Genomic DNA, 21,237 nt, shown 5'->3' on the forward strand with positions numbered 1-21,237 from the left:
CCCCGTTCTCAGCCGCGCGGCAGGCCGAGGAGACGCTCGGCGATGATGTTCTTCTGGACCTCGTTCGTTCCGGCGTAGATGGGCCCGGCGAGGGCGAACAGGTACCCGTCCATCCACTGCTCGCCGGCGAGCTCACCTGCCGTGCCGAGCAGGTCCAGGGCGGTCTCGTGGGTCGCGATGTCCCAGTCCGACCAGAAGACCTTGTTGATCGAGGACTCGAACCCCAGGTTGGCGCCGGCGGTGAGCGTGGTGACCGTGTTCCAGGTGCTCAGCTCGTACGCGCGGGAGCCGATCCAGGCGTCGACCACGCGGTCGGCCAGCGCGCCCCGGGTCCGGTCGTCCAGGTCCGGTGCGGCGGATCCCCACAGTTCGAGCAGGCGGTCGGTGGTGGCCAGGAACCGCCCGGGGGAGCGCAGGGAGAGCCCGCGCTCGTTGTTGGCGGTGGACATGGCCACCTTCCAGCCCTGGTTGGCCTCGCCGATCACTCCCGATTCCGCCGGGTTCGCCGGATCGTCGGGAACGAAGACGTCCTCGAGGAACAGCTCCGCGAAGCCGGGTAGGCCGTCGAGCTGATCGATCGGGCGCACGGTCACGCCTTCGGCCCGCAGGTCGAACATGAAGTAGGTCAGGCCCTTGTGGCGGGGCTCGTCGGGGTCGGTGCGGAACAGTCCGAAGCCCTTGTCGGCGAACGAAGCGCGGGTCGACCACACCTTCTGTCCGTTGAGGACCCAGCCGCCGTCGACCTTCCGGGCGGTCGAGCGCAGCGACGCGAGGTCGGAGCCGGCCTCGGGCTCGGACCAGGCCTGCGCCCAGATGTCGTCGGCGCGGGCCATGCGCGGCATGATGTGCGCCAGCTGCTCGGGGGTCGCGTGGTCGAAGAGGGTCGGGGCCAGCAGGAAGATGCCGTTCTGGCTCACGCGCAGGGGGGCGCCGGCGCGGAAGTACTCCTCCTCGAAGACCACCCAGTTGACCAGCCCACAGTCGCGGCCGCCGTACTCCTCGGGCCACGACACGACCGACATGCGGGCGTCGGCCATCGTCCGCTCCCACTGTCGGTGGGCCTCGAAGCCCTCGCGGGTGTCCATGTGCGGGAGCGACTCGGCGGGCACGTTCTCGGCGAGCCACTCGCGGACCTCGAGGCGGAACTCCTGTGTCGAGGCGTCCAGATCCAGATCCACGTCGTCAGTCCTTCTGCTTGCCGGTCGAGGCAGGGCCGCCGGTCGAGCCCGTGTTCGCGCTGTCGCGCATCGAGCGGGCGTCCATCCCGCCGAGCGAGGCGGAGAACGAGTCGGTGTCGTCGGGCTCGGCGTTGGCCGAGTGGGCGAACATGTGCCAGCCGAAGGCCGTGTCGAGGGAGGTCTGCAGGCCCATCTGGTCCTCGTTGGAGTTGATGACCTTCTTCGCGAGCGTCAGTCCGAAGGCGGGCATCGCGGCGATCTCCCCGGCGATCTCGTCGACCTTGGCCTGGAGCTCATCACGCGGGACGACGTGGTTGAGCATCCCCCACTCGAGCGCCTCGGCCGCGCCGAACCTGCGACCGGTGTAGAGGATCTCCTTCGCGCGCCGCGGGCCCAGCACGAAGGCGTGGGCGAAGTACTCCACGCCCGGGATGCCCATCTTGACCACGGGGTCGGAGAAGAACGCGTCGTCCGAGGCCACGATGAAGTCGCAGACCCATGCCAGCATGAGCCCGCCGGCGATGCACGCGCCGTGCACCTGGGCGATCATCGGCTTGGGAATCTCCCGCCAGCGGCGGCACATCTGGACGTAGACCTCGGTCTCGCGGGCCAGGCGCCGGTCTCCGCCGCCGCGGGTGGTGTGGTCCCACCAGAGCGCCGCGCGGTTGGGGTACTCCACGTGGTGGTCTCGCTCGGGGGTGCCGATGTCGTGGCCTGCCGAGAAGTGCTTGCCGTTGGCCCGCAGGACGATGACCTTGACCGCGTCATCCTCGACGGCCCGGACGAAGGCGTTGTCCAGGGAGTACGTCATGACCGAGTTCTGCGCGTTGCGGAAGTCCGGCCGATTGAGGGTGACGTAGGCGGTACCGCCCGTGACCTCGTAGGCGACCGGGTGCGTGTCCGGGCCGAGGTCGTGGACGCCGAGGACCGGGGGGATGGGCGCGTCGGTCATGAGCTGGGACTCTCCTCACCTAGCAAGTGCTTGGTTGGTACTGTACCGGACCCGCCCGCCGGATCGGATTCAGACGCCGTACGCACCGTCGTTCAGACGCCATAAGCACCGTCGACGTCGAGCTTCTGGCCGGAGATGAAGCCCGCGCGGTCGGAGGCGAGGAACGCCACGGCCTCGGCGACGTCGTCCGCGGTGCCGAACCGGCGCAGGGGGATGTTCGCGCGGGTGACCTCGAGCGCGCGGTCGTCGAGGTCGCCGGAGGCGATGAGCCGCTCGGCCATCCCGTCGGTGAGCATCCCCGGGCCCACGCAGTTCACGCGCACGCCGTAGCGGCCCTCCTCCGCGGCCAGCCCCCGCGCGAGTTGCTCGACCGCCCCCTTGGGGGCCGCCGACAGGCCGTCGCGGACCGGGTAGCGGGTGGTGGCGGCGGTGGTGACGACGACGACGTTGCCACCCACCTCGCGCAGATGCGGGAGCGCCGGGTGCACGATCGCGAAGAACCCGGAGACGTCCGCACCCAGCTGTGTGCGAAGCTCCGCCGGGCTGGTCCGGGACAGGTGGACCATGGGTACATGGGGCCCGGCACAGTGGGCGAGGACGGCGATCCCGCCGTGCCGGGCGGCGATGCCGTCGATCGCGGCCGCCACGTCGTCGTCGGACCCGTCGCGCCCCGGGGCCAGCCTCACGCACTCCACGCTTCGTCGGGCGGCGCCGGGGTGGTGTCCCGGATCGGCGGACGCGGGCCCGGACAGCTCCGCCGCCAGGTCCACCGGCTCGGTCGAACGGAACCCCAGCACCAGGGGGGACCGGGGGAACTCGACGGCCAGACGGCGCGCCACCGCGCCGCCGATGCCGCCGGACGCGCCGGTGACCAGGACGGCCCCCGGCAGCAGGCCCCCGCTCATCGGAGATCGGTCTTGAGGATCTTGCCCGAGGCGTTGCGCGGGAAGGAGTCCACGAACTCCACTGCCCGCGGGCGCTTGAAGTTGGCGAGGTGCTCGCGGCAGAACCCGAGGACGTCCTCCTCGGTGAGCGACGAGCCCTCGCGGCGCACCACGAACGCCTTGCCGACCTCGCCCATGCGGTCGTCGGGAACGCCGATGACGGCGTTCTCGACCACTCCGTCCAGGCGTGCCAGGGTCTGCTCGATCTCCGCGGGGTACACGTTGAACCCGCCGGTGATGTACATGTCCTTGAGTCTGTCGGTGATGCGCAGGTTGCCGCGGGAGTCGATCTCGCCGACGTCGCCGGTGTGCAGCCACCCGTCGGCATCGATGGTCGCGTCGGTGTTGTCCGGATCGTCGAGGTAGCCCTGCATGACCATCTCGCCGCGGGTGAGGATCTCACCCTTATCACCGATCCTGATCTCCATGCCGGGGTAGGCCCGGCCGCAGGTGGTGGCCACGGTGACGTCGTCGTCGTCCGAGGTGGTGGTGGTGATGAAGCCCATCGTCTCGGTCTGGCCATAGGCGGTGAGCACCGTCTCCAACCCGAGGTCGGACTGCATCCTCTCGACCAGGACCACCGGGACGACCGAGGCGCCGGTCACCGCCAGCCGCAGTGAGGACAGGTCGAACTCCGCCCTGTCGGGGGCGTCGAGGATGGTCTGGAAGATCGTGGGGGCGCCCGGGAGGACCGTGGCGCCCTCGTCCTGCACGAGCCGCATGGTCTCGGTGGGGGAGTATACGGCGAGCGGGATGACCGCCGCGCCGAAGAGGGTGCAGACCAGGAAGCCGGCCTTGTAGCCGAAGCTGTGGAAGAACGGGTTGACGATGAGGTAGCGGTCGCGCTCGGTGAGTCCGCCGTTCGATCCCCACGCCCGCGCCCCGGCGACGGTCTGCCGGTGCAGCGCCACCACGCCCTTGCTCTTGCCGGTGGTGCCCGAGGTGAAGAGGATGTCGGCGACATCGTCGCCCGTCACCGCGTCCGCCCGGGCATCCGCCTCCGCTATCGAGGCGGCGGTGGCCTCCGACTGGAGGGCGGTGATGTCGACGACGGTGATGTCGGCGCCCGCCGTGTCACCGCCGTCGAGGGGGATCCGCACGATCGTCCGCAGTGCGGTGGCCGTGGCGAGCGACCCGCCCGCAGCCGTGGTCAGCTCGGCGATCCGCTCGGCGCCGAGGAAGGCGCCCGCGACGATCGCGGCGGTCGCGTGGGTCCGCTGCGCCAGGTCGAGCGTCTCGCTACCGGTGTAGCGGGTGTTGGCGGGGACCACCGTCCCGCCGGCGTACTGCACTCCGAGCGCGGCCACGATCCAGTGGCGGGTGTTGGGCGCCCAGATCACCACCCGGTCACCGGCCTGGACCCCGCGCGCGACGAGGCCCGCTGCGAACCGGCGGGTCTCCTCGAGCAGCTGCGCCCAGGTCCACCGGGTGTCCTGGCCGGGCTGGACGTCGGCCACCGCCTCGCGATCGGGCCAGAGGGCCGCCGCCCGGCGCAGGGCCGCGACCGTGGTCTCGACCTCGCTGCCGGTCTGGGCGCGGTCGGCGGAGGCGGGGCGGGTGGCGGCGGAGCGGTCGGTCATCGCGGACTCCTCGGGTGCTGCGGGGTGTGGCCTCCACCACGGTACCAAGCACCTGCTTGGTCGACCCGCGCGCTCAGTGCCTGAGGGCGCCCCGGTCGAACGGGATCTGGACACCCGAGACGGACCGGGATCCGTCCCCGGCCAGGAACGACACCATGTCGGAGACCTCCTCCGGCGGCATGAAGTCGGCCAGGGTGCTGGCGCCGTCCGCGAGTACGTTCTTCAGGGGCATCGGCGAGAAGCTGTGCAGATATGAGGGGAACCGGCCGAAGATCTCCGCCATCCCGTCGGGGTCGATCATCGGCGTGTCCACGGAATAGGGATGGATCGAGTTGACGCGGATGCCGAATTCCCCCACCTCGAGGGCGAGCGAGTTGGTCAGCGCCACCAGACCTGCCTTGGAGGCCGAGTAGTGGCCGTTGCCCGGCGTCGCCTTGAGTCCCGCCGAGGAACTGACGATGATGATCGAACCGCCGTTGCCCGCTTCGATCATCGCCGGCACGGCAGCGCGGATCGTCCGCCATGTACCGCTCAGGTTGACGCCGATGACCATGTCCCAGTCGTCCTCCGGCAGCTCCCACAGGCGGCCCCAGTTCAGCACGCCGGCGTTGGCCACGACGATGTCCAGCCGGCCGAACTCGGCGATGGTGCGGGCGACCAACTCTTGGAGCGGTCCGAGCTCCCGGATGTCCAGTTCCGCCGAGAGGGCCCTGCCCCCGGCCTGCTCGACCAGGCGGACGGTCTCGGCGAGGTCGTCGGGGCCGGGCGCCGGATAGGAGACGGAGGCGGACACCGGGGCGCAGATGTCGGTCACCACGACGTCCGCCCCCTCCGAGGCGAGGCGGACGGCGTGGGCCCGGCCCTGTGCCCGGGCGGCGCCGGTGACCAGTGCGACCTTGCCCTTCAGGGGGGTGTCAGGGGTGTTCATGCCGACCATCACACCCGACGACGTCCGCAGGGGCGGGCGGTTCCGGCAAACCAAGCAAGTGCTTGGTAGTGTGGTGGAATGACGCAGAGCACGGCATCCGACCCGCGCAGGCCGGCGTCGGAGATGACCGACGACGAGTTCGCCGCGGAATTCCGCACGTGGTTGGACGCCAACCTCACCGGTGAGTTCGCCGAGATCAGGGGGACCGGCGGGCCGGGCAGCGAGCACCAGTTCTTCGCGCGGCGTCTGGCCTGGGAACGGCACATGGCCGAGGCCGGGTGGACCTGCGTGGGGTGGCCGGTCGAGTACGGCGGACGGGGGGCGTCGCTCAGCCAGCAGGTCCGCGTCCACGAGGAGTACGCGAAGGCCGACGCCCCGGCGAGGGTCTCGCACCTCGGTGAGACGCTGCTCGGCCCGACCCTCATCGCCCATGGCACGCCGGAGCAGAAGGACCGCTTCCTGCCCCGGATCCTCGACGTCACCGAACTGTGGGCCCAGGGCTACTCCGAACCGGGAGCGGGGTCCGATCTGGCGAACGTGTCCACCACCGCCCGCCTGGGTGAGGACGGCAGGTGGCATCTGCACGGCCAGAAGGTGTGGACCTCCCTGGCGCATCTGAGCCAGTGGGTCTTCGTCGTGGCCCGCACCGAGGAGGGGACCAGTCGGCACAAGGGACTGAGCTTCCTCCTGGTGCCCCTCGACCAACCGGGCGTCGAGATCAGGCCCATCCAGCAGCTCACCGGGACCTCCGAGTTCAACGAGGTCTTCTTCGACGACGCGGTCACCGAGGCCGGGATGATCGTGGGGGAGCGCGGCGAGGGCTGGAAGGTCGCCATGACCCTGCTGGAGTTCGAGCGCGGGGTGTCCACCCTCGGCCAGCAGGTCGGCTTCGCCCGCGAACTCGACCAGATCGTGGACATGGCCCGGTCCAACGGCAGCGCGCACGTCCCCGCCGTGCGTGAACGGATCACGCGTGCCTGGGTCGGTCTCAGGGTGATCCGCGCCCACGCTCTGCGCACACTCGCCGAGCGTGACGCCTCCGGTGGCAACGCCTCGGCGGCCAAGCTCCTGTGGGCCACCTGGCACCGCGACCTCGGCGAACTGGCGATGATCGTGCAGGGGGCGGAGTCGCTCACCGGGCCCACCCACGACTCCGAGGGTGCGGCCACCGACCTCCACGACCCCGAGCACCTCGAGTTGGCGCGGTGGCAACGGCTCTTCCTGTTCACCCGCGCCGACACGATCTACGGCGGATCCAACGAGATCCAGCGCAACATCATCTCCGAGCGCGTGCTCGGACTACCCCGAGAGGCCAGGCCGTCATGACCCAGCACAAGTCCCCCCTTGCCACCTCCCCCCTCGCCACCGTGCCGCAGGAGACCCCTGGCCATGGGCTGCTCGCGGGCAAGAAGGTCGTGGTGACGGCCGCCGCGGGCACGGGCATCGGATTCTCGGCCGCCCGTCGCGCCGCGCTCGAGGGCGCCGACGTGCTGGTGTCCGACTTTCACGAGCGCCGGATGAACGAGGCCCGCGACGCGCTCGCCGCCGAGTTCCCCGACCAGCGCTTCGAGGCCATCACGTGCAACGTGCAGTCGACCTCCGATGTCGACGGGCTGATCATCGGCGCCGCACGGACGCTCGGCCGGATCGACGTGCTGGTCAACAACGCCGGATTCGGCGGCGAGGGCGAACTGGTCGACATGGCCGACGAGGACTGGGACCGGGTCCTGGACATCACGCTCAACGGAACCTTTCGCGCGACCCGTGCGGCGTTGCGGTACTTCCGCGAGGTGCCCCACAACGGGGTGATCGTCAACAACGCCTCCGTGCTCGGGTGGCGCGCCCAGCGTGCGCAGGCCCACTACGCGGCGGCGAAGGCCGGCGTGATGGCGCTGACCCGGTGCTCGGCGATCGAGGGGGCCGACTTCGGCGTCCGCATCAACGCGATCGCGCCCTCCATCGCCCGACACGCGTTCCTGGAGAAGTCGGCCTCCGCTGAACTCCTCGACGAACTCGCCGCCAAGGAGGCCTTCGGACGCGCCGCGGACGTCTGGGAGGTGGCCGCGACCATCGCCATGCTCGCCAGCGACTACACCACGTACCTCACCGGAGAGGTCGTCTCCATCTCGTCACAGCGGGCCTGACCCCCTGGCGGCACCCGGGGAGGGGGAGCGAAGCAGATCAGGCGTTGCGGATCTTCTCGACCTGCTTGGCAAAGGCGTCGACGGCCGTGTCCCGTTCCGCGTCCGACACCGGCCCCGCCGCGTTGGCGACCGTGACGGACACGCCGATTCCCCGCACGACCCCGGTGATCAGGACGTTGCCGGTGAGCAGCTCCTGGCCCATCATGTCCATCGCGTTGTTCTGCGTGATGGCCGCGAAGTGCTCCACGCCCTCCGGCGCCTCGAGGGGCAACAGCTGGTTCTCGGCGCGGGTCGTCACCTCGGTCCCTTCGAGCGGGATCGTGACGGTCATGGTGGGGCAGTCGACGATCAGCCGGTCACGATCGTTGAGGCCTGCCGTCACCGTCGTCACCGACACCGCGTACGCGGTGTTCTCGCTCTGGCCCGCCTGGATGGCGATCGCACCCGGCTCGGCCTGGGCGAGGAACGCGTCCTGGCTGAAGTCGGCGCAGCGCTCGGGGTCCACGCGGACGCCGGCGGCGATGTCCTCGAGGGCGCCGACCCCTCCGGCGATCTCCTCGGCCGAGACGGGGGCGAGACCGAGCTCGGGAGCGTCCTGGGCGTTGAGGACGAGTTGATCCACGCCGGCCTCGGGCGCACCCGGCGCGCCGGTGGGTTGCTCCTGACGCATCTCGCTCGTCGCGGGCGTGGTCTCCGCGGGGGCCGCGTCGTCACCGCTCTCGCCGATCGTGCAGGAGGCCAGGCCCAGGGTGAGGCCCACGGCCGCCGAGGCCGCGAGGACCCGGCGACCCGCTCGGCGCGGGCCGGAGGAGCGAGGGAAGGAGAAGACGGTGGAGCGCATGGGGGGAGTCTAGGCAGAACGCGTCGACGACGGGTGGACCGACGCGGCCATGCGGCCACCGGACCGTCCCTAGCAAGTGCTTGGTTGGTAGAGTGGCCGGATGACCAGCACGACCAGACGTGAGGAGCTCCTGGCGATCGCCGCCGGGCTCTTCGCCGAGCGCGGCCTGCGAGCCACCACCGTGCGGGACATCGCGGACGCCGCCGGCATCCTCTCCGGCAGTCTCTACCACCACTTCTCGTCCAAAGAGGCGATCGTAGACGAGATCCTCCGCGGGTTCCTCGACTCCCTCTTCGGGGACTATCACCGGATCGTTCAGGCGGGCTCCTCGCCCCGGGAGACCCTCGAAGGGCTGGTCCGCGTCTCGTTCGAGGCCATTCACCGTCACAGGGACGAGGTGGCCATCTACCAGGACGAACTCAAGCATCTCCGGGGCAACCCCAGGTTCGATTACCTCCGCGAGCGCAACACCGAGTTCCGTGAGATGTGGACCGACGTGCTGGGCCGGGGCATCGAGTCCGGCCAGTTCCGTCCCGACCTCGACATCAGGCTCACCTACCGGTTCCTCCGCGACACCGTGTGGGTGGCCGTGCGCTGGTACAGGCCGGAGGACGACGACGACCACGCCGCGATCGCGGACCAGTACCTGCACATCGTGCTCGACGGCCTGGCCGTCGACTGAACCCACCTGACACCATCCACGAGGAGACACATGACCAGCGTGACCGGCCGCGAGGCCTACGTTATCGACGCCGTCCGGACGCCTGCGGGAAAGCGCGGCGGGAGCCTGTCCGGCCAGCACCCGGCGGACCTGGGCGCGCACGTCATCAGCGCGGTGGTCGAGCGCACGGGGATCGACCCCGAGGTGGTCGACGACGTGATCTTCGGCTGCGTGGACGCCATAGGCCCGCAGGCGGGCAACATCGCGCGCTCCGCGTGGCTCGCCGCCGGGATGCCCCTCGGTGTGCCCGGGACCACCGTCGACCGCCAGTGCGGCTCCAGTCAGCAGGCCATCCACTTCGGTGCCCAGGGGATCATGTCCGGCACCCAGGACGTGATCCTGTTCGGGGGCGTGCAGAACATGAGCGCGCTGCCGATCTCCTCCGCCATGCTCGCCGGCCGTGAGTACGGATTCGACGACCCGTTCACCGGCTCCACCGGATGGGTCTCCCGCTTCGGCTCCCAGGAGATCTCCCAGTTCAACGGTGCCCAGATGATGGCCGACAAGTGGGACATCTCGCGGGGGGAGATGGAGGAGTGGGCACTGCAGTCCCACACCCGCGCCCGCGCCGCGATCGCCGAGGGCCGGTTCGCGAACGAATACGTCCCGCTCGCCGGTCTCGAGGCCGACGAGACCACGCGCGAGACCACCCTCGAGAAGATGGCCTCCCTACCCGTGCTGGCCGAGGGTGGGTCGCTGACCGCTGCCGTGGCGTCGCAGATCTCCGACGGTGCGTCCGCCGGGTTGCTCGCCTCCGCCGAGGCGGTGGAGAAGTACGGCCTCACGCCGCGTGCCCGGATCCACCATCTGACCGTGCGCGGTGACGATCCGGTGATGATGCTCTCCGCGCCGATCCCCGCCACCCGGTGGGCTCTGGAGAAGACCGGACTGACGATCGACGACATCGACGTGGTGGAGATCAACGAGGCGTTCGCCCCCGTCGTGTTGGCCTGGATCAAAGAGATCGGTGCCGACCCGGCCCGGGTGAACCCCAACGGCGGCGGCATCGCGCTGGGCCACCCGCTCGGCGCGACCGGTGCGAAGCTGTTCGCCACCCTGCTGAACGAACTCGAGCGCACCGGCGGCCGCTACGGCCTGCAGACGATGTGTGAAGGCGGCGGCACCGCCAACGTGACGATCATCGAGCGACTCGACTCCTGACGCGCCGCCCCCGAGGCCCCGCACCACGAGACAGGCCCCGCACCACCCGGTGCGGGGCCTGTGACGCGTGAGGCCTGCTCTCGTGGTCAGCCCTCGGCCGAGAGGGTGTCCAGGCCGAGGCCGCCGCCCTCGCCGCCGCCGAGCAGGCCGAGGAGGCTGCCGAGTCCGCTGGCGTCGCCCTCGCCGGTCGCCGAGGACAGGGTGCCGAGGGTGTCCTCGGTCGACAGCCCGCCGAGGCTGCCCTGGATCGCATCGAGCGGATCGCCGACGAGCACGGGCCCGCCGATGTCCGACCCACCGAGCAGGCAGTAGCTGACCACGGCGTAGACGTTAGACGGCACGGTGGCCGACACCGTGACGTCAGCGATCGTCACGCTGGCGATCGGGCTGGGCACGAGGCCGCCGGTCTGGAGGAACGTCACGTCGGCCATGCTGTTGATCAGGTTGTTGATCGCGGTGAGGTCGAGGTTGTTGAGCGCCTCGAGCTGGGTGAGGAGAGCCGGGGCGCTCGACGTCGGGACCACCGCGGCGACACACGTGTCGGCGTCGACCACGAAGTCCTTCTCGAAGGTGACGGACACTGTGTTGCCGTTGACCACGGGGTTCGCGGCCGTGGCGGCGGACGCGGCGCCGGCGCCGGCGAGGGTGAGGGCGGCGGTGGCGCCGAGGGCGGCAGCGACGCGGACTGCGGTGCGGTGGGGGGTCATCGTGTTCTCCTGTGGGTGCGGGGCCGGGGTCCCCGATTGGGGGACAACGGCTCTCAGGGTAGGCCAAGAAAGTCCTGAGGAAGTGCTGATTGGGCTAACACGACCGCACCCGTCGGCGTTTCCGGCCGGCGGGTTGGTGAAAGAAGTTTCCCGTGGTTCTGGTGGGGTTACTAGTCCATCTCCCGCAGGGCCTTCAACCGCTGGTGCGCCTCCGTCATGATCCGCTGGATAAGCACGTCGCAGCTGGGTAAGTCCTCGATCATCCCCACGACCTGGCCGGACGCGAGCACACCGGCCTCGGTATTGCCCTCGACCAGCCCGGCCTTGAGCAGCATCGGGGTGTTGGCGGCCATGACGATCTGCTGCCAGGTTCGCTCGGAGGCCTTTTTCATGTTGAGGCCGTCCCTGGCGAGGGTCTGCCACTTCATGCCGGTCATCGACTTGAACTTGTTGGCGTTCTGGACCGCGGCCAGCATCCCCTTGACGGGGCTGCCGGACTCGAGCGCGTTGACCAGGCCGGTGCGCAGGACGCGGTGCGGCATCCCGTCGACACGGGTGGAGACGACGGTGTCCTGCAGTCCCTTCTCCAGATACTGCTTCTTCACCGCGTCCGGGACCCGGGAGTCGCTGGTGAGCAGGAAGCGTGTGCCCATGGCCACGCCCGCGGCCCCGTAGGCGAGCGCGGCCACCAGGCCGCGGCCGTCGAAGAAGCCTCCACCGGCGATGACGGGGATGGAGGTGTTCCCGGCACCACCGAGGGCGTCAATGACACTCGGCAGCAACAGCGTCGTGGCGACCTGGCCGGTGTGTCCTCCGCCCTCGCCGCCCTGGACTATCACCGCGTCGGCGCCCCAGGACGCCACCTTGACGGCGTGCTTCGCCGCGCCGATGGAGGGGACGACGACGAGGCCGTTGTCCTTGAGGCGCGCGATCAACTCGGGCTTGGGTGCGAGGGCGAACGACGCCACCGTCACCCCGTGTCGGATCATCAGCTCGCACCGCTCTGCGGCGTCCTCGGCATCGGCGCGGAGGTTGACCCCGAAGGGTCGGGTGGTCAGCTCCTTGGTGCGCACGATGGCGTTCTCGAGTTCCTGGTACGTCATCGTGGCCGAGGCGATGATCCCCAGACCGCCGGCGTTTGCGGTGGCCGCGGTCAGTTCGGGTCCGGAGACCCACCCCATGCCCGTCTGGACGATCGGGTACTCGACCCCGACGAGCTCGGTGAAGGCTGTGGTGATGGTCGGCGCACTCATGCGGACGGCACCTCACGGTCGCGGAACCCGCGCGGATCCAGCACCTCCCGGATGAGGCTCAGCTCCTCGGCGGACGGGGCTCGGGTGACCGCGGCCCCCGCCAGGCCCTCGATCTCGAAGCCGGTGTTCTCCGCGACCTCCTCGGCGGTGACGCCCGGGTGCAGGCTCAGCGCACGCATGCCGTGGTCGGTCCCGCCGAAGTCGAACACGCCGAGGTTGGACACCACCCGGTGCAGGTGGTGGTACCGGAACGCCGGATCGCCCGGGGTGTAGCGGTCGTAACCCACGCCGCAGACGATGTCGACCTCCTCGGTGAACACGCGCGTGGAGTGCTTGCCCACCCAGTAGCTGGTCGCGTGGTTGATCGAGTTGCCGGGCGCACCCCGCAGGCCGAACATCTGCCGCGTGGGCTGCTGGACGTCGTCGCCGAAGGCGGAGAGGTTCTGGTTGCCGAAGCGGTCGATCTGGTTGGCACCCATCACCACGTGGCGTGTGCCGGCCTGCAGGACGTCGAACACCCGGGGGAAGGGGATGTACCCCTCGAAATCGATGACCTTGCCCAGCGGCGGGGTCTGGCCGAGGAAGCGGTACTCCCCGTCGGTGATGAGCAGATCCGGCTCGGAGGTCAGACGCGCGAGCCGCGCCCCGATGGTGGCCATCGGGGTCATGGGCGAGGCGAAGATCTCCCCGGCACCGGCGAAGATCTCCGCGCACGCGATGGCGCAGTACTCGGCCCTGCTGATGGACTGAGCGGCAGCGGGCTGTGTGGTGGGGTCGGTCATCACTTGGCTCCCTTGTCTGCGGCAGCGGCGGCCTTCTCGGCGGCGACCTTCTCCGCGAAGGCGGCGACTGCCGTCTGGTAATCCTCCTCGGACCCGGACAGGAACTCGGAGACGAAGCTCGCCCACGACGCGTCGTCCTTGGCGGCGGTGGCGTAGTGGCGCTGGAACGCCTCATCGCGGCCGTATCCGCCGGCGAAAGTGAAGTGGGCGCCGTTCGGGGCCTCGGAGACGGTGTCCACGAACATGCGGCTGAGCAGCATGCGCTGCGGGCCGACCTCGTTCATCAGCGCGTCGGCGGAGTCCACGACCTCGTCGACCTCGAGCAGGACGGTGTCGGCGGCCATGGCGTAGAGGTCGTCGAAGTACCCGTCGACGCCGGTGAACGCGGCGTTCCCGTGCCTGTCCGCCTTGTCCAGGTGGATCAGGGCGGCGTCCATCCGCAGGGCCGGCATCGCCACGAGGGTCTCTGTCCGGCCGTCCACCGGATAGGGGGAGTCGACGGTCGTGAGCTCGTCCCCCCAGAACCGGAACACGTCCGAGCCGAGCCCGGCGCGGGTGGGCATGAACGGCAGGCGGTGCGCGGCGGCGGTGAGGCCGGCCCGGACCATGCCCTCGTCCATCTCACGGGAGAGAATCGATCCCTCGGTGCGCCGACGCGCGAACCACGGGTCGTAGAACGGCGCGGAGTCCAGGGACACGAAACCGTAATAGGCCTTCGACACCTTCCCGGCCGAGCAGAGCAGCCCCAGGTCGGGTCCGCCGAAGGAGATCACCGTGAGGTCGGTGAGGTCCTCCCGGCGGAGGATCGCCCGGACGAGCGCCATGGGCTTGCGCCGTGAGCCCCATCCGCCGATGCCGATGGTCATGCCGCTGCGCAGGCGCGACACCGCCTCGTCGAGACTGGTGCGCTTGTCGCGCGGGGTGGGGGTCGTCGTCACTTGTTCTCGCCCGTCCTCTCGGCTCGATCAGTTCGTCTGTCCAGGTTCGTCCCGCTCTTGACGAACTCGTCTCGGTGCTCGTCGGCCACGCCGGCGAGGTTGAGTTCGAAGGTGAAGCCCTGCTCCATCCGGTATGAGGACTTCACGTCGACGGGATCGATGTGGTTGATGGCTTCCTTGGCCGCGCGGATGACCCGGGTGTCCTTGGCGGCGATCGTCTCGGCGAGGTCCCGGGCGGCCGCGTCGAGCTGGTCGCGGGGGACCACCTCGTACACGGTGCCCCACTGGTGGAGCTGCTGCGCGGTGACGTTGCGGGAGGTGAAGTACAGGGTGCGCATCATGTGCGGGGGTACCATGCGGGCCAGGTGGGTGGCCGCTCCGAGCGCTCCCCGGTCCACCTCGGGGAGGCCGAACACCGCGTCGTCGGAGGCGACGATGCAGTCCGCGTTCCCCACGAGCCCGATCCCGCCGCCGACACAGAAGCCGTTCACCGCGGCGATCACGGGGACCGCGCACTCGTACACGGCGTTGAAAGCCACGTAGCAGCCGCGGTTGGCGGCGAGCAGGTGGTCGAAACCCTCGAAGTTCTGCATCTCCTTGATGTCCACGCCGGCGTTGAACCCGCGGCCCTCGGCCCGCAGGATCACCACGTGAACCTCCGGGTCGCGCCCGGCGGCGAGGATCTGCTCGCCGAGCTCGAACCATCCCGCGGAGGGTATGGCGTTGACGGGGGGGAAGTCGACGGTGACGGTCGCGATGCCGTCCGATCCCTTGTCGAGGGTGATGCCCATGGTGCTCCCTTCGCACGCCGACGCTGTGTGGTTCAGCGGCCGGGTGACTGACCAAACGCTTGCTTGGTAGGCTAGCACGCATGTCGCACATCGATCTGGGTCTGGCGGGCAGGGTCGTCCTCGTCACGGGCGGCGTCCGCGGCGTCGGCGCCGGGATCAGCAGGGTCTTCCGCGAAGCCGGGGCCGTCGTCGTCACCTGCGCGCGGCGCCCCGCCGACGAAGGGTCCGACGTCGCCGATCTCGAGTTCCACTCGGTCGACCTCCGTGACCCCGACGCGGTCCGCGCGATGGTCGACCGCATCGTGGATCGGCACGGCCGGCTCGACGTGGTGGTAAACAACGCCGGTGGGGCCCCCTTCGCCCTGGCCGCTGATGCGAGCCCTAACTTCCACTCCAAGATCGTCGCGCTGAACCTGTTGTCCGCGCTCACGGTGGCCCAGGAGGCGAACCGGGTGATGCAGCCGGCCGGAGGGGCGATCGTCAACATCTCCTCGGTGTCCGGGCACCGGCCTTCGCCGGGAACGGCGTCCTACGGTGCGGCCAAGGCGGGGATCGACTCCCTGACCCGATCCCTGGCCGTCGAGTGGGCGCCCGCGGTGCGGATCAACTCCGTCGTGGTGGGTCCGGTGAGGACCGAGCTCGCCGAGATGCACTACGGGGACGCCGACGGGGTGGCCGCGGTCGACGCCACCATCCCCATGGGACGGATGGCGGATCCACGCGACGTGGGCCAGGCGGCCGCGTTCCTGGCATCCCCACTGGCGGCGTACATCACCGGAGCCGAGCTCCTGGTTCACGGCGGTGGCGAGAAGCCGGCGTTCCTGTCGGCGTCCAACGCCAACACGACGTCCTGACATCACCGAACATCTATCCGAGGAGAACCATGGGAATCTGCGACGGACGCGTCGTCATCGTCACCGGCGCCGGCCGCGGAATCGGGCGGGAACACGCACTGGCCTTCGCCGCCGAGGGAGCCAGGGTCGTGGTCAACGACCTCGGCGCCGGTCTCGACGGATCGGACGTGGGGGAGTCCCCGGCCGAGCAGGTGGTCGAGGAGATCCGGGCAGCCGGAGGTGAGGCCGTGGTCAACGGTAACGACATCTCCTCGTGGGAGGGCGCACGCGAACTCGTCCATCAGGCGATCGACCACTTCGGTGGCCTCGACGTGCTGGTCAACAACGCCGGCTTCCTCCGGGACAAAATGCTCGTCGGTATGGGGGAGCAGGACTGGGACACCGTGATCAACGTCCATCTCAAGGGTCACTTCGCGCCTCTGCGCCACGCCGCCGAGTACTGGCGCGCCGAATCGAAGGCCGGCCGCCCCCGCCGGGCCAGGGTCATCAACACCTCCTCGGGGGCCGGGCTCTTCGGATCGGTCGGACAGGGTAACTACGCCACCGCGAAGGCCGGAATCGCGCTGTTGACCATCCAGACCGCCGCGGAGATGAAGGGGTACGGCGTCACCGCCAACGCGATCGCTCCCGCTGCGCGTACTCGCATGACCACCTCCGCCGGGGAGGGCATGGCGTCACAGATGGCGGCACCCGAGGACGGTTCCTTCGACGCGATGGACCCCGCCAATGTCTCGCCGCTGGTCGTGTGGCTCGGGTCGGCGGAGTCGGACGAGGTCACCGGGCGTGTGTTCGAGGTCGAGGGCGGGAAGGTCACCGTGTGCGACGGGTGGCAGCGGGCAGCGTCCGAGGACAAGGGTGCGAAGTGGGACCCGGTAGAGCTCGGGTCGGTGGTGCCGCGACTGCTCACCGCGTCCCCGTCGCCGGTGCCCGTCTACGGCGCCCGCTGAATCGCTCGGCCCGGGGCCGTCCTCCGGGATCAAGAGATGGAGCCCCGCACCGTCACGGTGCGGGGCTCCATCTCTGTGCCCGGGTCGACGCCCGGGGTCAGGTGCTCAGTTCTCGGGATCCGGGCAGTTCTGAGCGTCGACCGATCCGGCGCCTGCGAGCTGGTCGACCTGCTCCTGCGGGAGGTCGCAGATCGTGGGCAGGGGCGGCAGGCCCGGCAGGGGCGGCAGGGCCGGCAGCGCCACGCCACCGTTGATCGCGGCACCGGCGAGCACGAGCGTGCCGCCCAGCGAGAGGACCGGAAGGAGGGCGACCCCCGAACCGCTCTCGCCACCCAGGCTGGCCGCGGCCTCCAGGGATCCGGCCTGGCCGACCATCGATCCGAGGTTGGTCGAGCCCATGCTCTCGACAGACCCGTTCTCCAGCGAACCGGTGAGCGCGGTGAGCGACCCGTTGACCGCGGTGAGATCGCCGAAGGACCCGGTCAGGACTTCGGCACTGCCACCGGTCGAGCCGGTGATGAGATCCGAGCTCTGGCCCGTGGAGCCGCTGTTGCCCGAGAGGGATCCGGAGACCTCCTCGATGGAGCCGGACAGCGCGGGCAGGATGCCGCCCTCGGCGATCGACCCGATGATCGGGTCGGCGGAGTTGCTCTCCACCGAGCCGGCGAGCTGATTGGCGGAACCGTTGGTCAGCGAACCGGCGATCCCCTCGCCGACGAGTTCAGCGGAGCCGCCGATGCCGGCCGTCGAACCGTCCGGGAAGTTGGCGGACAACGGGGGGAGCTCCGCGGACCCACCGAGGAAGTTGAGCTCGGTGGACAGCGGGGTCATCCCCAGCGACCCCATGCCCTCGGACCCGGTGAGGGGCGCGAGATCGGACGAGGTGAACTCGGCGGAACCGCCGAGAAGATCGAGCTCCGTGGAGAGCGGGGTCATCCCGAGGGAACCGACCTCCGTCGAACCGAACTCGGCCGAGCCGCCCAGGAGTTCCGTGGACAGCGGCGTCATGCCGGTCGATCCCACGTCCCCGGAGCCCACCAGCAGTTCGGTGGAGAGCGGGGCCATGCCCACCGAGCCGACGAGCGGCGCCAGGTCGGAGGAGGTGAAGGTTGCCGAGCCGCCGAGCAGGTCGGTGGACAGCGGTGCCATCCCGGCGGAACCGACCTCGGTGGAGCCGAACTCGGCCGACCCGCCGAGCAGGTCCAGCTGGGTGGACAGCGGAGCCAGGTCGGAGGAGGTGAAGTCGGCCGAGCCGCCGAGCAGGTCGGTGGACAGCGGTGCCATGCCGAGCGAGCCGATGTCGGTCGAGCCGAACTCGGCCGAGCCGCCGAGCAGGTCCGAGCTGCCCGGGAGCGCCGCAGACCCGCCGAGCAGGTCCGTGGACAACGGCGGCAGTTCGGAGGAGGCGGGCAGTTCGGCGGATCCGCCGAGAAGCTCGGTCGACAGGGGCATCATGCCGAGCGACCCGATGTCGGTCGAGCCGAACTCGGCCGAGCCGCCGAGCAGGTCCGAGCTGCCCGGGAGGGCGGCCGACCCCCCGAGAAGGTCCGAGCTGCCGGGGAGCTCGGCCGAGCCGCCGAGCAGGTCCGAGCTGCCCGGCAGGGCCGAGGATCCGCCGAGCGGGTCCGAACTGCCCGGCAGGGCCGTGGACCCGGCGAGGGGCTCGGAGCTCAGAGCCGGCAGATCGGCTGAACCGCTGAGCGGATCCAGACCCGCCGAACCCCCGTCGAGGTCACCGATGGAGCCGGTGATCGGGCCGAGCGCATCGATGATGCTGCCCAGGTCCTGCGCGTTGGCCGTGCCGTGGACGCCGGACGCGGCGAGGAGTACTGATGCCGCGACCGCGGCGGCCCTGGTGGGCTTGTTCATGGGGGAGGTCCTTTCGGTGGTATGACCCCTCGGACGACTGGATCCTGTGGACCAAGGTCCGGACATCTAACGCGCATAAGGATCCTCTAAGGCTGAGTGGGTGTCAACGCTTTGCTCAGGAAATGGTGCTGGAGTGACGAATGAGGTGATAATGGACTGATAAACAGTCGTCAGATCGGCCACCTGAGGTAAGAAAACACCCAGAGCCACGACAACGGCCGGGGCCTCTCGCGTGGAGAGACCCCGGCCGGGGCGGTAGTCGCGAAGTCAGCCGGTCGGTTCGCAGATCACCACCGGGATCACCCGGCTCGTGTTGGCCTGGTAAGAGGCGAAGTCGGCGTAGCGCTCGACGAGGCGGGGCCAGAGCGCCGCGCGCTCCTCTACGGACGCCTCCCTCGCCGTCATCGCCCTGGTCCTCCGGCCCACCTGGATGGTGACCTCCGGGTTCGCCAGGATGTTCAGGTACCACTGGGGGTGCCTGGGCAGACCCCCCTGGGAGGCGACGAGCAGCACCCGGTCGCCATCCGGGAGGTGGAGCAGCGGCACCGTTCGCGGTTCGCCGGACTTGCGCCCCGTCGTCGTCACCAGGCAGACCGGAACCGGCGCCGTGAGCGCCGATCCCACCCTCCAGTTGCCGCCGATGCGGCCACCGGAGACGCGATACGTCCAGGTGTTAACGCGGGACATCACCTTGATGATGCCGAGGACCCACGGCTTGGAGCGCCGGGGATCGTCCACGCCGGTCTCCACCCCGGGGTGCTCCTCGCTCACCTCGAGCCCGGGAGCGGCGCGCGGACGATCACGTGCTTGCCCGGGAAGAACGCCGCCAGCTCGCGCCGGCACTCCTTCAGGGCCGCCAGGCCGAAGCCCTTCTTGCGCTCCTCGGGGTGGATCCAGATGGCCACGTCGACATCACCGTCGTCGATCTGCTCTCCGAAGACCAGGCCCACCGGCTGGTCGCGCGAGGTGTCCACGGCCACGAACCACATCGCGGACTCGGCCTCGACCCGTGCCAGGCCGGCCTTCCGCTCCTCTTCCGTCTTCTGCTGGTCCCACTCGCCGGCCGTCGCCGACGTCTCATCAGAGGACCGCGAGTGGTACAGATCGGCGTGATCTGCAGTGTCGCGGAACGGGAACAGGCTGAAACCGTGCGGCCCCGACCCGACCGGGTGGTCGGTCGTATGTCCCACGAATGCCTCGAGCGGGGTCTTGAGTACCTCGCGCGCCTGGTCCACGGGCACGGCCAGCAGGTGTGCGATCGCCTCCACCGCGTCCTCCGTGCCATTGGCGGAGGAGATGGCCGAGAAGACCTCGTTCCTGCGGGCTGCGGCTGTCTCGATGGTGGTGCTGCTCATGTCAGATCCTCTCGATGATGCTCGCCGAGGCCTGGGCGCCGCCCGCGCACATCGTGATGAGGGCGCGTTCGCCGTCCGTGCGCTCGAGCTCGTGCAGGGCGGTCGTGACGAGCCTAGCCCCGGTGCTGCCGACGGGATGACCGATCGCGATGGCCCCCCCGTTGACGTTGACCTTGTCCATGTCCGGACCGTGCACGGCGGCCCAGCTGAGCAGTACCGAGGCGAAGGCCTCGTTGCACTCGAAGAGGTCGAAGTCGGAGATGGACATCCCTGAGCGGTCGAGCACGCGCTGGGTGGCCTGGACAGGGCCGTCGAGGTGGTACTCCGGCTCCCCGCCGACCAGGGCCTGGTGTGCGATCCGCGCGCGAGGGGAGAGGCCGTGGGCCTTCGCGACGTCCTCGTCCATGAGCAGGACCGCCGCCGAGCCGTCGGACATCTGGCTGGACGTCCCCGCGGTGTGCAGGCCGCCGTCGAGCACCGGCTTCAGGCCGGCGAGCGCCTCCGCGGTGGTCTCACGCAGGCCCTGGTCCCGGGTGACGGTCACCGTCTCGCCGGTGTAGGTGCCGTCCTTGAGGCGTTCGGGGGCCTCGACGGCAAAGGTCTCGCGATCGAACCGGCCCTCCTGCCACGCACGCGCGGCGTTGGCCTGGGACCGCACGCCCAGCTCCTCCAGGTCCTCCCGGCTCAGCCCGCGGCGCCGGGCGATGCGGTCGGCGGCGGTGAACTGGTCCGGCAGGTCGATCGACCAGTCGTCCGGTCGGGGCATCCCGTTGGAGCCGTCCCCGACGGCTGCGCGGAGCGCGATCCAGCTCATCGATTCGACGCCACAGGCGATGCCCGCGTCCATGGCGCCGGCGTGGATGAGGTTGGCGATGAAATGGGTGGCCTGCTGCGCCGACGAACACTGGCAGTCGATGGTCGTGCACGCCGTCTGCCACGGCAGCCCGGAGGCGAGCCACGCGCCGCGGGTGACGTTGTTCCCCTGGGCGCCGGCCTGGGTGACGCACCCCCCGACGACCTGCTCGACCAGCGATGCGTCGATCCCGGCGCGGCGGATGACCTCTTTCTGGGAGGCGCCCAGCAGATGTGCGGGGTGCAGGCCCGACAGTGCGCCGCGCGCCTTGCCGATCGGGGTGCGAACGGCCTCGACGATGACGGGATTGCCCATGGTGGTCCTTCCGGAAGAACGAGCGCAGCGGATCGGGCGCCCGGGGGGAACGTGTTCTAGTATGGTGAGTGGAACGTGTTCTAGATTACCGCTCGGATCCCGGGTTCGCAGTATCCCGGGGTCG

General features: G+C 70.1%; 21 protein-coding genes. 6 read left to right on the forward strand and 15 right to left on the reverse strand.

Going from position 1 to position 21,237, the window contains the following annotated elements:
• Positions 1 to 8 precede the first annotated feature (8 nt).
• The 5 genes from CEY15_RS13110 to CEY15_RS13130 all read right to left on the reverse strand — a co-directional run bounded on the left by CEY15_RS13110 (position 9) and on the right by CEY15_RS13130 (position 5,582).
• Positions 9 to 1,178 (reverse strand): acyl-CoA dehydrogenase family protein, encoded by a 1,170-nt coding sequence (locus tag CEY15_RS13110; protein WP_095718832.1) that lies wholly within the window; start codon positions 1,176 to 1,178, stop codon positions 9 to 11.
• A 4-nt stretch (positions 1,179 to 1,182) separates the two neighbouring features.
• Entirely contained in the window at positions 1,183 to 2,130 is a 948-nt protein-coding gene (locus tag CEY15_RS13115) for an enoyl-CoA hydratase (protein WP_095718833.1), read from the reverse strand.
• Between the two features lie 92 nt (positions 2,131 to 2,222).
• Positions 2,223 to 3,035 (reverse strand): SDR family NAD(P)-dependent oxidoreductase, encoded by an 813-nt coding sequence (locus CEY15_RS13120; protein ID WP_095718834.1) that lies wholly within the window; start codon positions 3,033 to 3,035, stop codon positions 2,223 to 2,225.
• Positions 3,032 to 4,654, reverse strand: a complete 1,623-nt coding sequence (locus CEY15_RS13125; RefSeq protein WP_095718835.1) for a FadD3 family acyl-CoA ligase — start codon at positions 4,652 to 4,654, stop codon at positions 3,032 to 3,034. The genes CEY15_RS13120 and CEY15_RS13125 overlap by 4 nt, the downstream gene beginning before the upstream one ends.
• Positions 4,655 to 4,727: 73 nt before the next feature.
• Complete coding sequence (locus CEY15_RS13130) at positions 4,728 to 5,582, reverse strand: mycofactocin-coupled SDR family oxidoreductase (protein WP_095718880.1); 855 nt, start codon at positions 5,580 to 5,582, stop codon at positions 4,728 to 4,730.
• Positions 5,583 to 5,660: 78 nt separating this feature from the next.
• Here CEY15_RS13130 and CEY15_RS13135 point away from each other — a divergent pair, with 78 nt between their 5' ends.
• On the forward strand, positions 5,661 to 6,908 hold the full coding sequence (locus tag CEY15_RS13135; protein ID WP_176475111.1) for an acyl-CoA dehydrogenase family protein: 1,248 nt from the start codon (positions 5,661 to 5,663) through the stop codon (positions 6,906 to 6,908).
• The gene (locus CEY15_RS13140) at positions 6,905 to 7,726 is read left to right on the forward strand and encodes an SDR family oxidoreductase (RefSeq protein ID WP_095718836.1); all 822 of its coding nucleotides are present in this window, start codon (positions 6,905 to 6,907) and stop codon (positions 7,724 to 7,726) included. The genes CEY15_RS13135 and CEY15_RS13140 overlap by 4 nt, the downstream gene beginning before the upstream one ends.
• 37 nt (positions 7,727 to 7,763) lie before the next feature.
• On the opposite strand, the gene CEY15_RS13145 is transcribed toward CEY15_RS13140, so the two are convergent.
• Complete coding sequence (locus tag CEY15_RS13145; RefSeq protein WP_095718837.1) at positions 7,764 to 8,567, reverse strand: hypothetical protein; 804 nt, start codon at positions 8,565 to 8,567, stop codon at positions 7,764 to 7,766.
• Between the two features lie 100 nt (positions 8,568 to 8,667).
• On the opposite strand from CEY15_RS13145, the gene CEY15_RS13150 reads away from it, so the two are divergent.
• Positions 8,668 to 9,249 (forward strand): TetR/AcrR family transcriptional regulator, encoded by a 582-nt coding sequence (locus CEY15_RS13150; protein WP_017835369.1) that lies wholly within the window; start codon positions 8,668 to 8,670, stop codon positions 9,247 to 9,249.
• Positions 9,250 to 9,279: 30 nt separating this feature from the next.
• The gene (locus CEY15_RS13155; RefSeq protein ID WP_017835368.1) at positions 9,280 to 10,449 is read left to right on the forward strand and encodes an acetyl-CoA C-acetyltransferase; all 1,170 of its coding nucleotides are present in this window, start codon (positions 9,280 to 9,282) and stop codon (positions 10,447 to 10,449) included.
• An 86-nt stretch (positions 10,450 to 10,535) separates the two neighbouring features.
• On the opposite strand, the gene CEY15_RS13160 is transcribed toward CEY15_RS13155, so the two are convergent.
• From CEY15_RS13160 to CEY15_RS13180, 5 genes are all read right to left on the reverse strand, one after another.
• Complete coding sequence (locus CEY15_RS13160; protein WP_095718838.1) at positions 10,536 to 11,156, reverse strand: hypothetical protein; 621 nt, start codon at positions 11,154 to 11,156, stop codon at positions 10,536 to 10,538.
• Positions 11,157 to 11,326: 170 nt separating this feature from the next.
• Positions 11,327 to 12,409 (reverse strand): NAD(P)H-dependent flavin oxidoreductase, encoded by a 1,083-nt coding sequence (locus tag CEY15_RS13165; protein ID WP_095718839.1) that lies wholly within the window; start codon positions 12,407 to 12,409, stop codon positions 11,327 to 11,329.
• On the reverse strand, positions 12,406 to 13,191 hold the full coding sequence (locus tag CEY15_RS13170; protein WP_095718840.1) for a CoA-transferase subunit beta: 786 nt from the start codon (positions 13,189 to 13,191) through the stop codon (positions 12,406 to 12,408). The genes CEY15_RS13165 and CEY15_RS13170 overlap by 4 nt, the downstream gene beginning before the upstream one ends.
• Positions 13,191 to 14,129, reverse strand: a complete 939-nt coding sequence (locus CEY15_RS13175) for a CoA transferase subunit A (RefSeq protein WP_095718841.1) — start codon at positions 14,127 to 14,129, stop codon at positions 13,191 to 13,193. The genes CEY15_RS13170 and CEY15_RS13175 overlap by 1 nt, the downstream gene beginning before the upstream one ends.
• Complete coding sequence (locus tag CEY15_RS13180) at positions 14,126 to 14,920, reverse strand: enoyl-CoA hydratase family protein (protein WP_095718842.1); 795 nt, start codon at positions 14,918 to 14,920, stop codon at positions 14,126 to 14,128. The genes CEY15_RS13175 and CEY15_RS13180 overlap by 4 nt, the downstream gene beginning before the upstream one ends.
• A gap of 80 nt (positions 14,921 to 15,000) precedes the next feature.
• Between CEY15_RS13180 and CEY15_RS13185 the strand changes: the two genes are divergently transcribed.
• Together CEY15_RS13185 and CEY15_RS13190 are read left to right on the forward strand one after the other, a co-directional pair.
• On the forward strand, positions 15,001 to 15,774 hold the full coding sequence (locus CEY15_RS13185) for an SDR family oxidoreductase (protein WP_017835362.1): 774 nt from the start codon (positions 15,001 to 15,003) through the stop codon (positions 15,772 to 15,774).
• A 29-nt stretch (positions 15,775 to 15,803) separates the two neighbouring features.
• Positions 15,804 to 16,721, forward strand: coding sequence for an SDR family oxidoreductase (locus tag CEY15_RS13190; RefSeq protein WP_095718843.1), 918 nt, complete (start codon positions 15,804 to 15,806; stop codon positions 16,719 to 16,721).
• A gap of 105 nt (positions 16,722 to 16,826) precedes the next feature.
• On the opposite strand, the gene CEY15_RS13195 is transcribed toward CEY15_RS13190, so the two are convergent.
• The 4 genes from CEY15_RS13195 to CEY15_RS13210 form a co-directional block, all read right to left on the reverse strand.
• Positions 16,827 to 18,590, reverse strand: coding sequence for a hypothetical protein (locus CEY15_RS13195; RefSeq protein ID WP_095718844.1), 1,764 nt, complete (start codon positions 18,588 to 18,590; stop codon positions 16,827 to 16,829).
• Between the two features lie 267 nt (positions 18,591 to 18,857).
• The gene (locus tag CEY15_RS13200; RefSeq protein ID WP_176475116.1) at positions 18,858 to 19,277 is read right to left on the reverse strand and encodes a nitroreductase family deazaflavin-dependent oxidoreductase; all 420 of its coding nucleotides are present in this window, start codon (positions 19,275 to 19,277) and stop codon (positions 18,858 to 18,860) included.
• A gap of 80 nt (positions 19,278 to 19,357) precedes the next feature.
• Positions 19,358 to 19,945: a GNAT family N-acetyltransferase gene (locus tag CEY15_RS13205; RefSeq protein WP_017835358.1), complete on the reverse strand. Its 588-nt coding sequence runs from the start codon at positions 19,943 to 19,945 to the stop codon at positions 19,358 to 19,360.
• A gap of 1 nt (position 19,946) precedes the next feature.
• Complete coding sequence (locus CEY15_RS13210; protein ID WP_095718846.1) at positions 19,947 to 21,113, reverse strand: steroid 3-ketoacyl-CoA thiolase; 1,167 nt, start codon at positions 21,111 to 21,113, stop codon at positions 19,947 to 19,949.
• Positions 21,114 to 21,237: the final 124 nt, after the last annotated feature.

The organism is Dietzia natronolimnaea (assembly GCF_002289575.1).
Taxonomy (GTDB): domain Bacteria; phylum Actinomycetota; class Actinomycetes; order Mycobacteriales; family Mycobacteriaceae; genus Dietzia; species Dietzia natronolimnaea_A.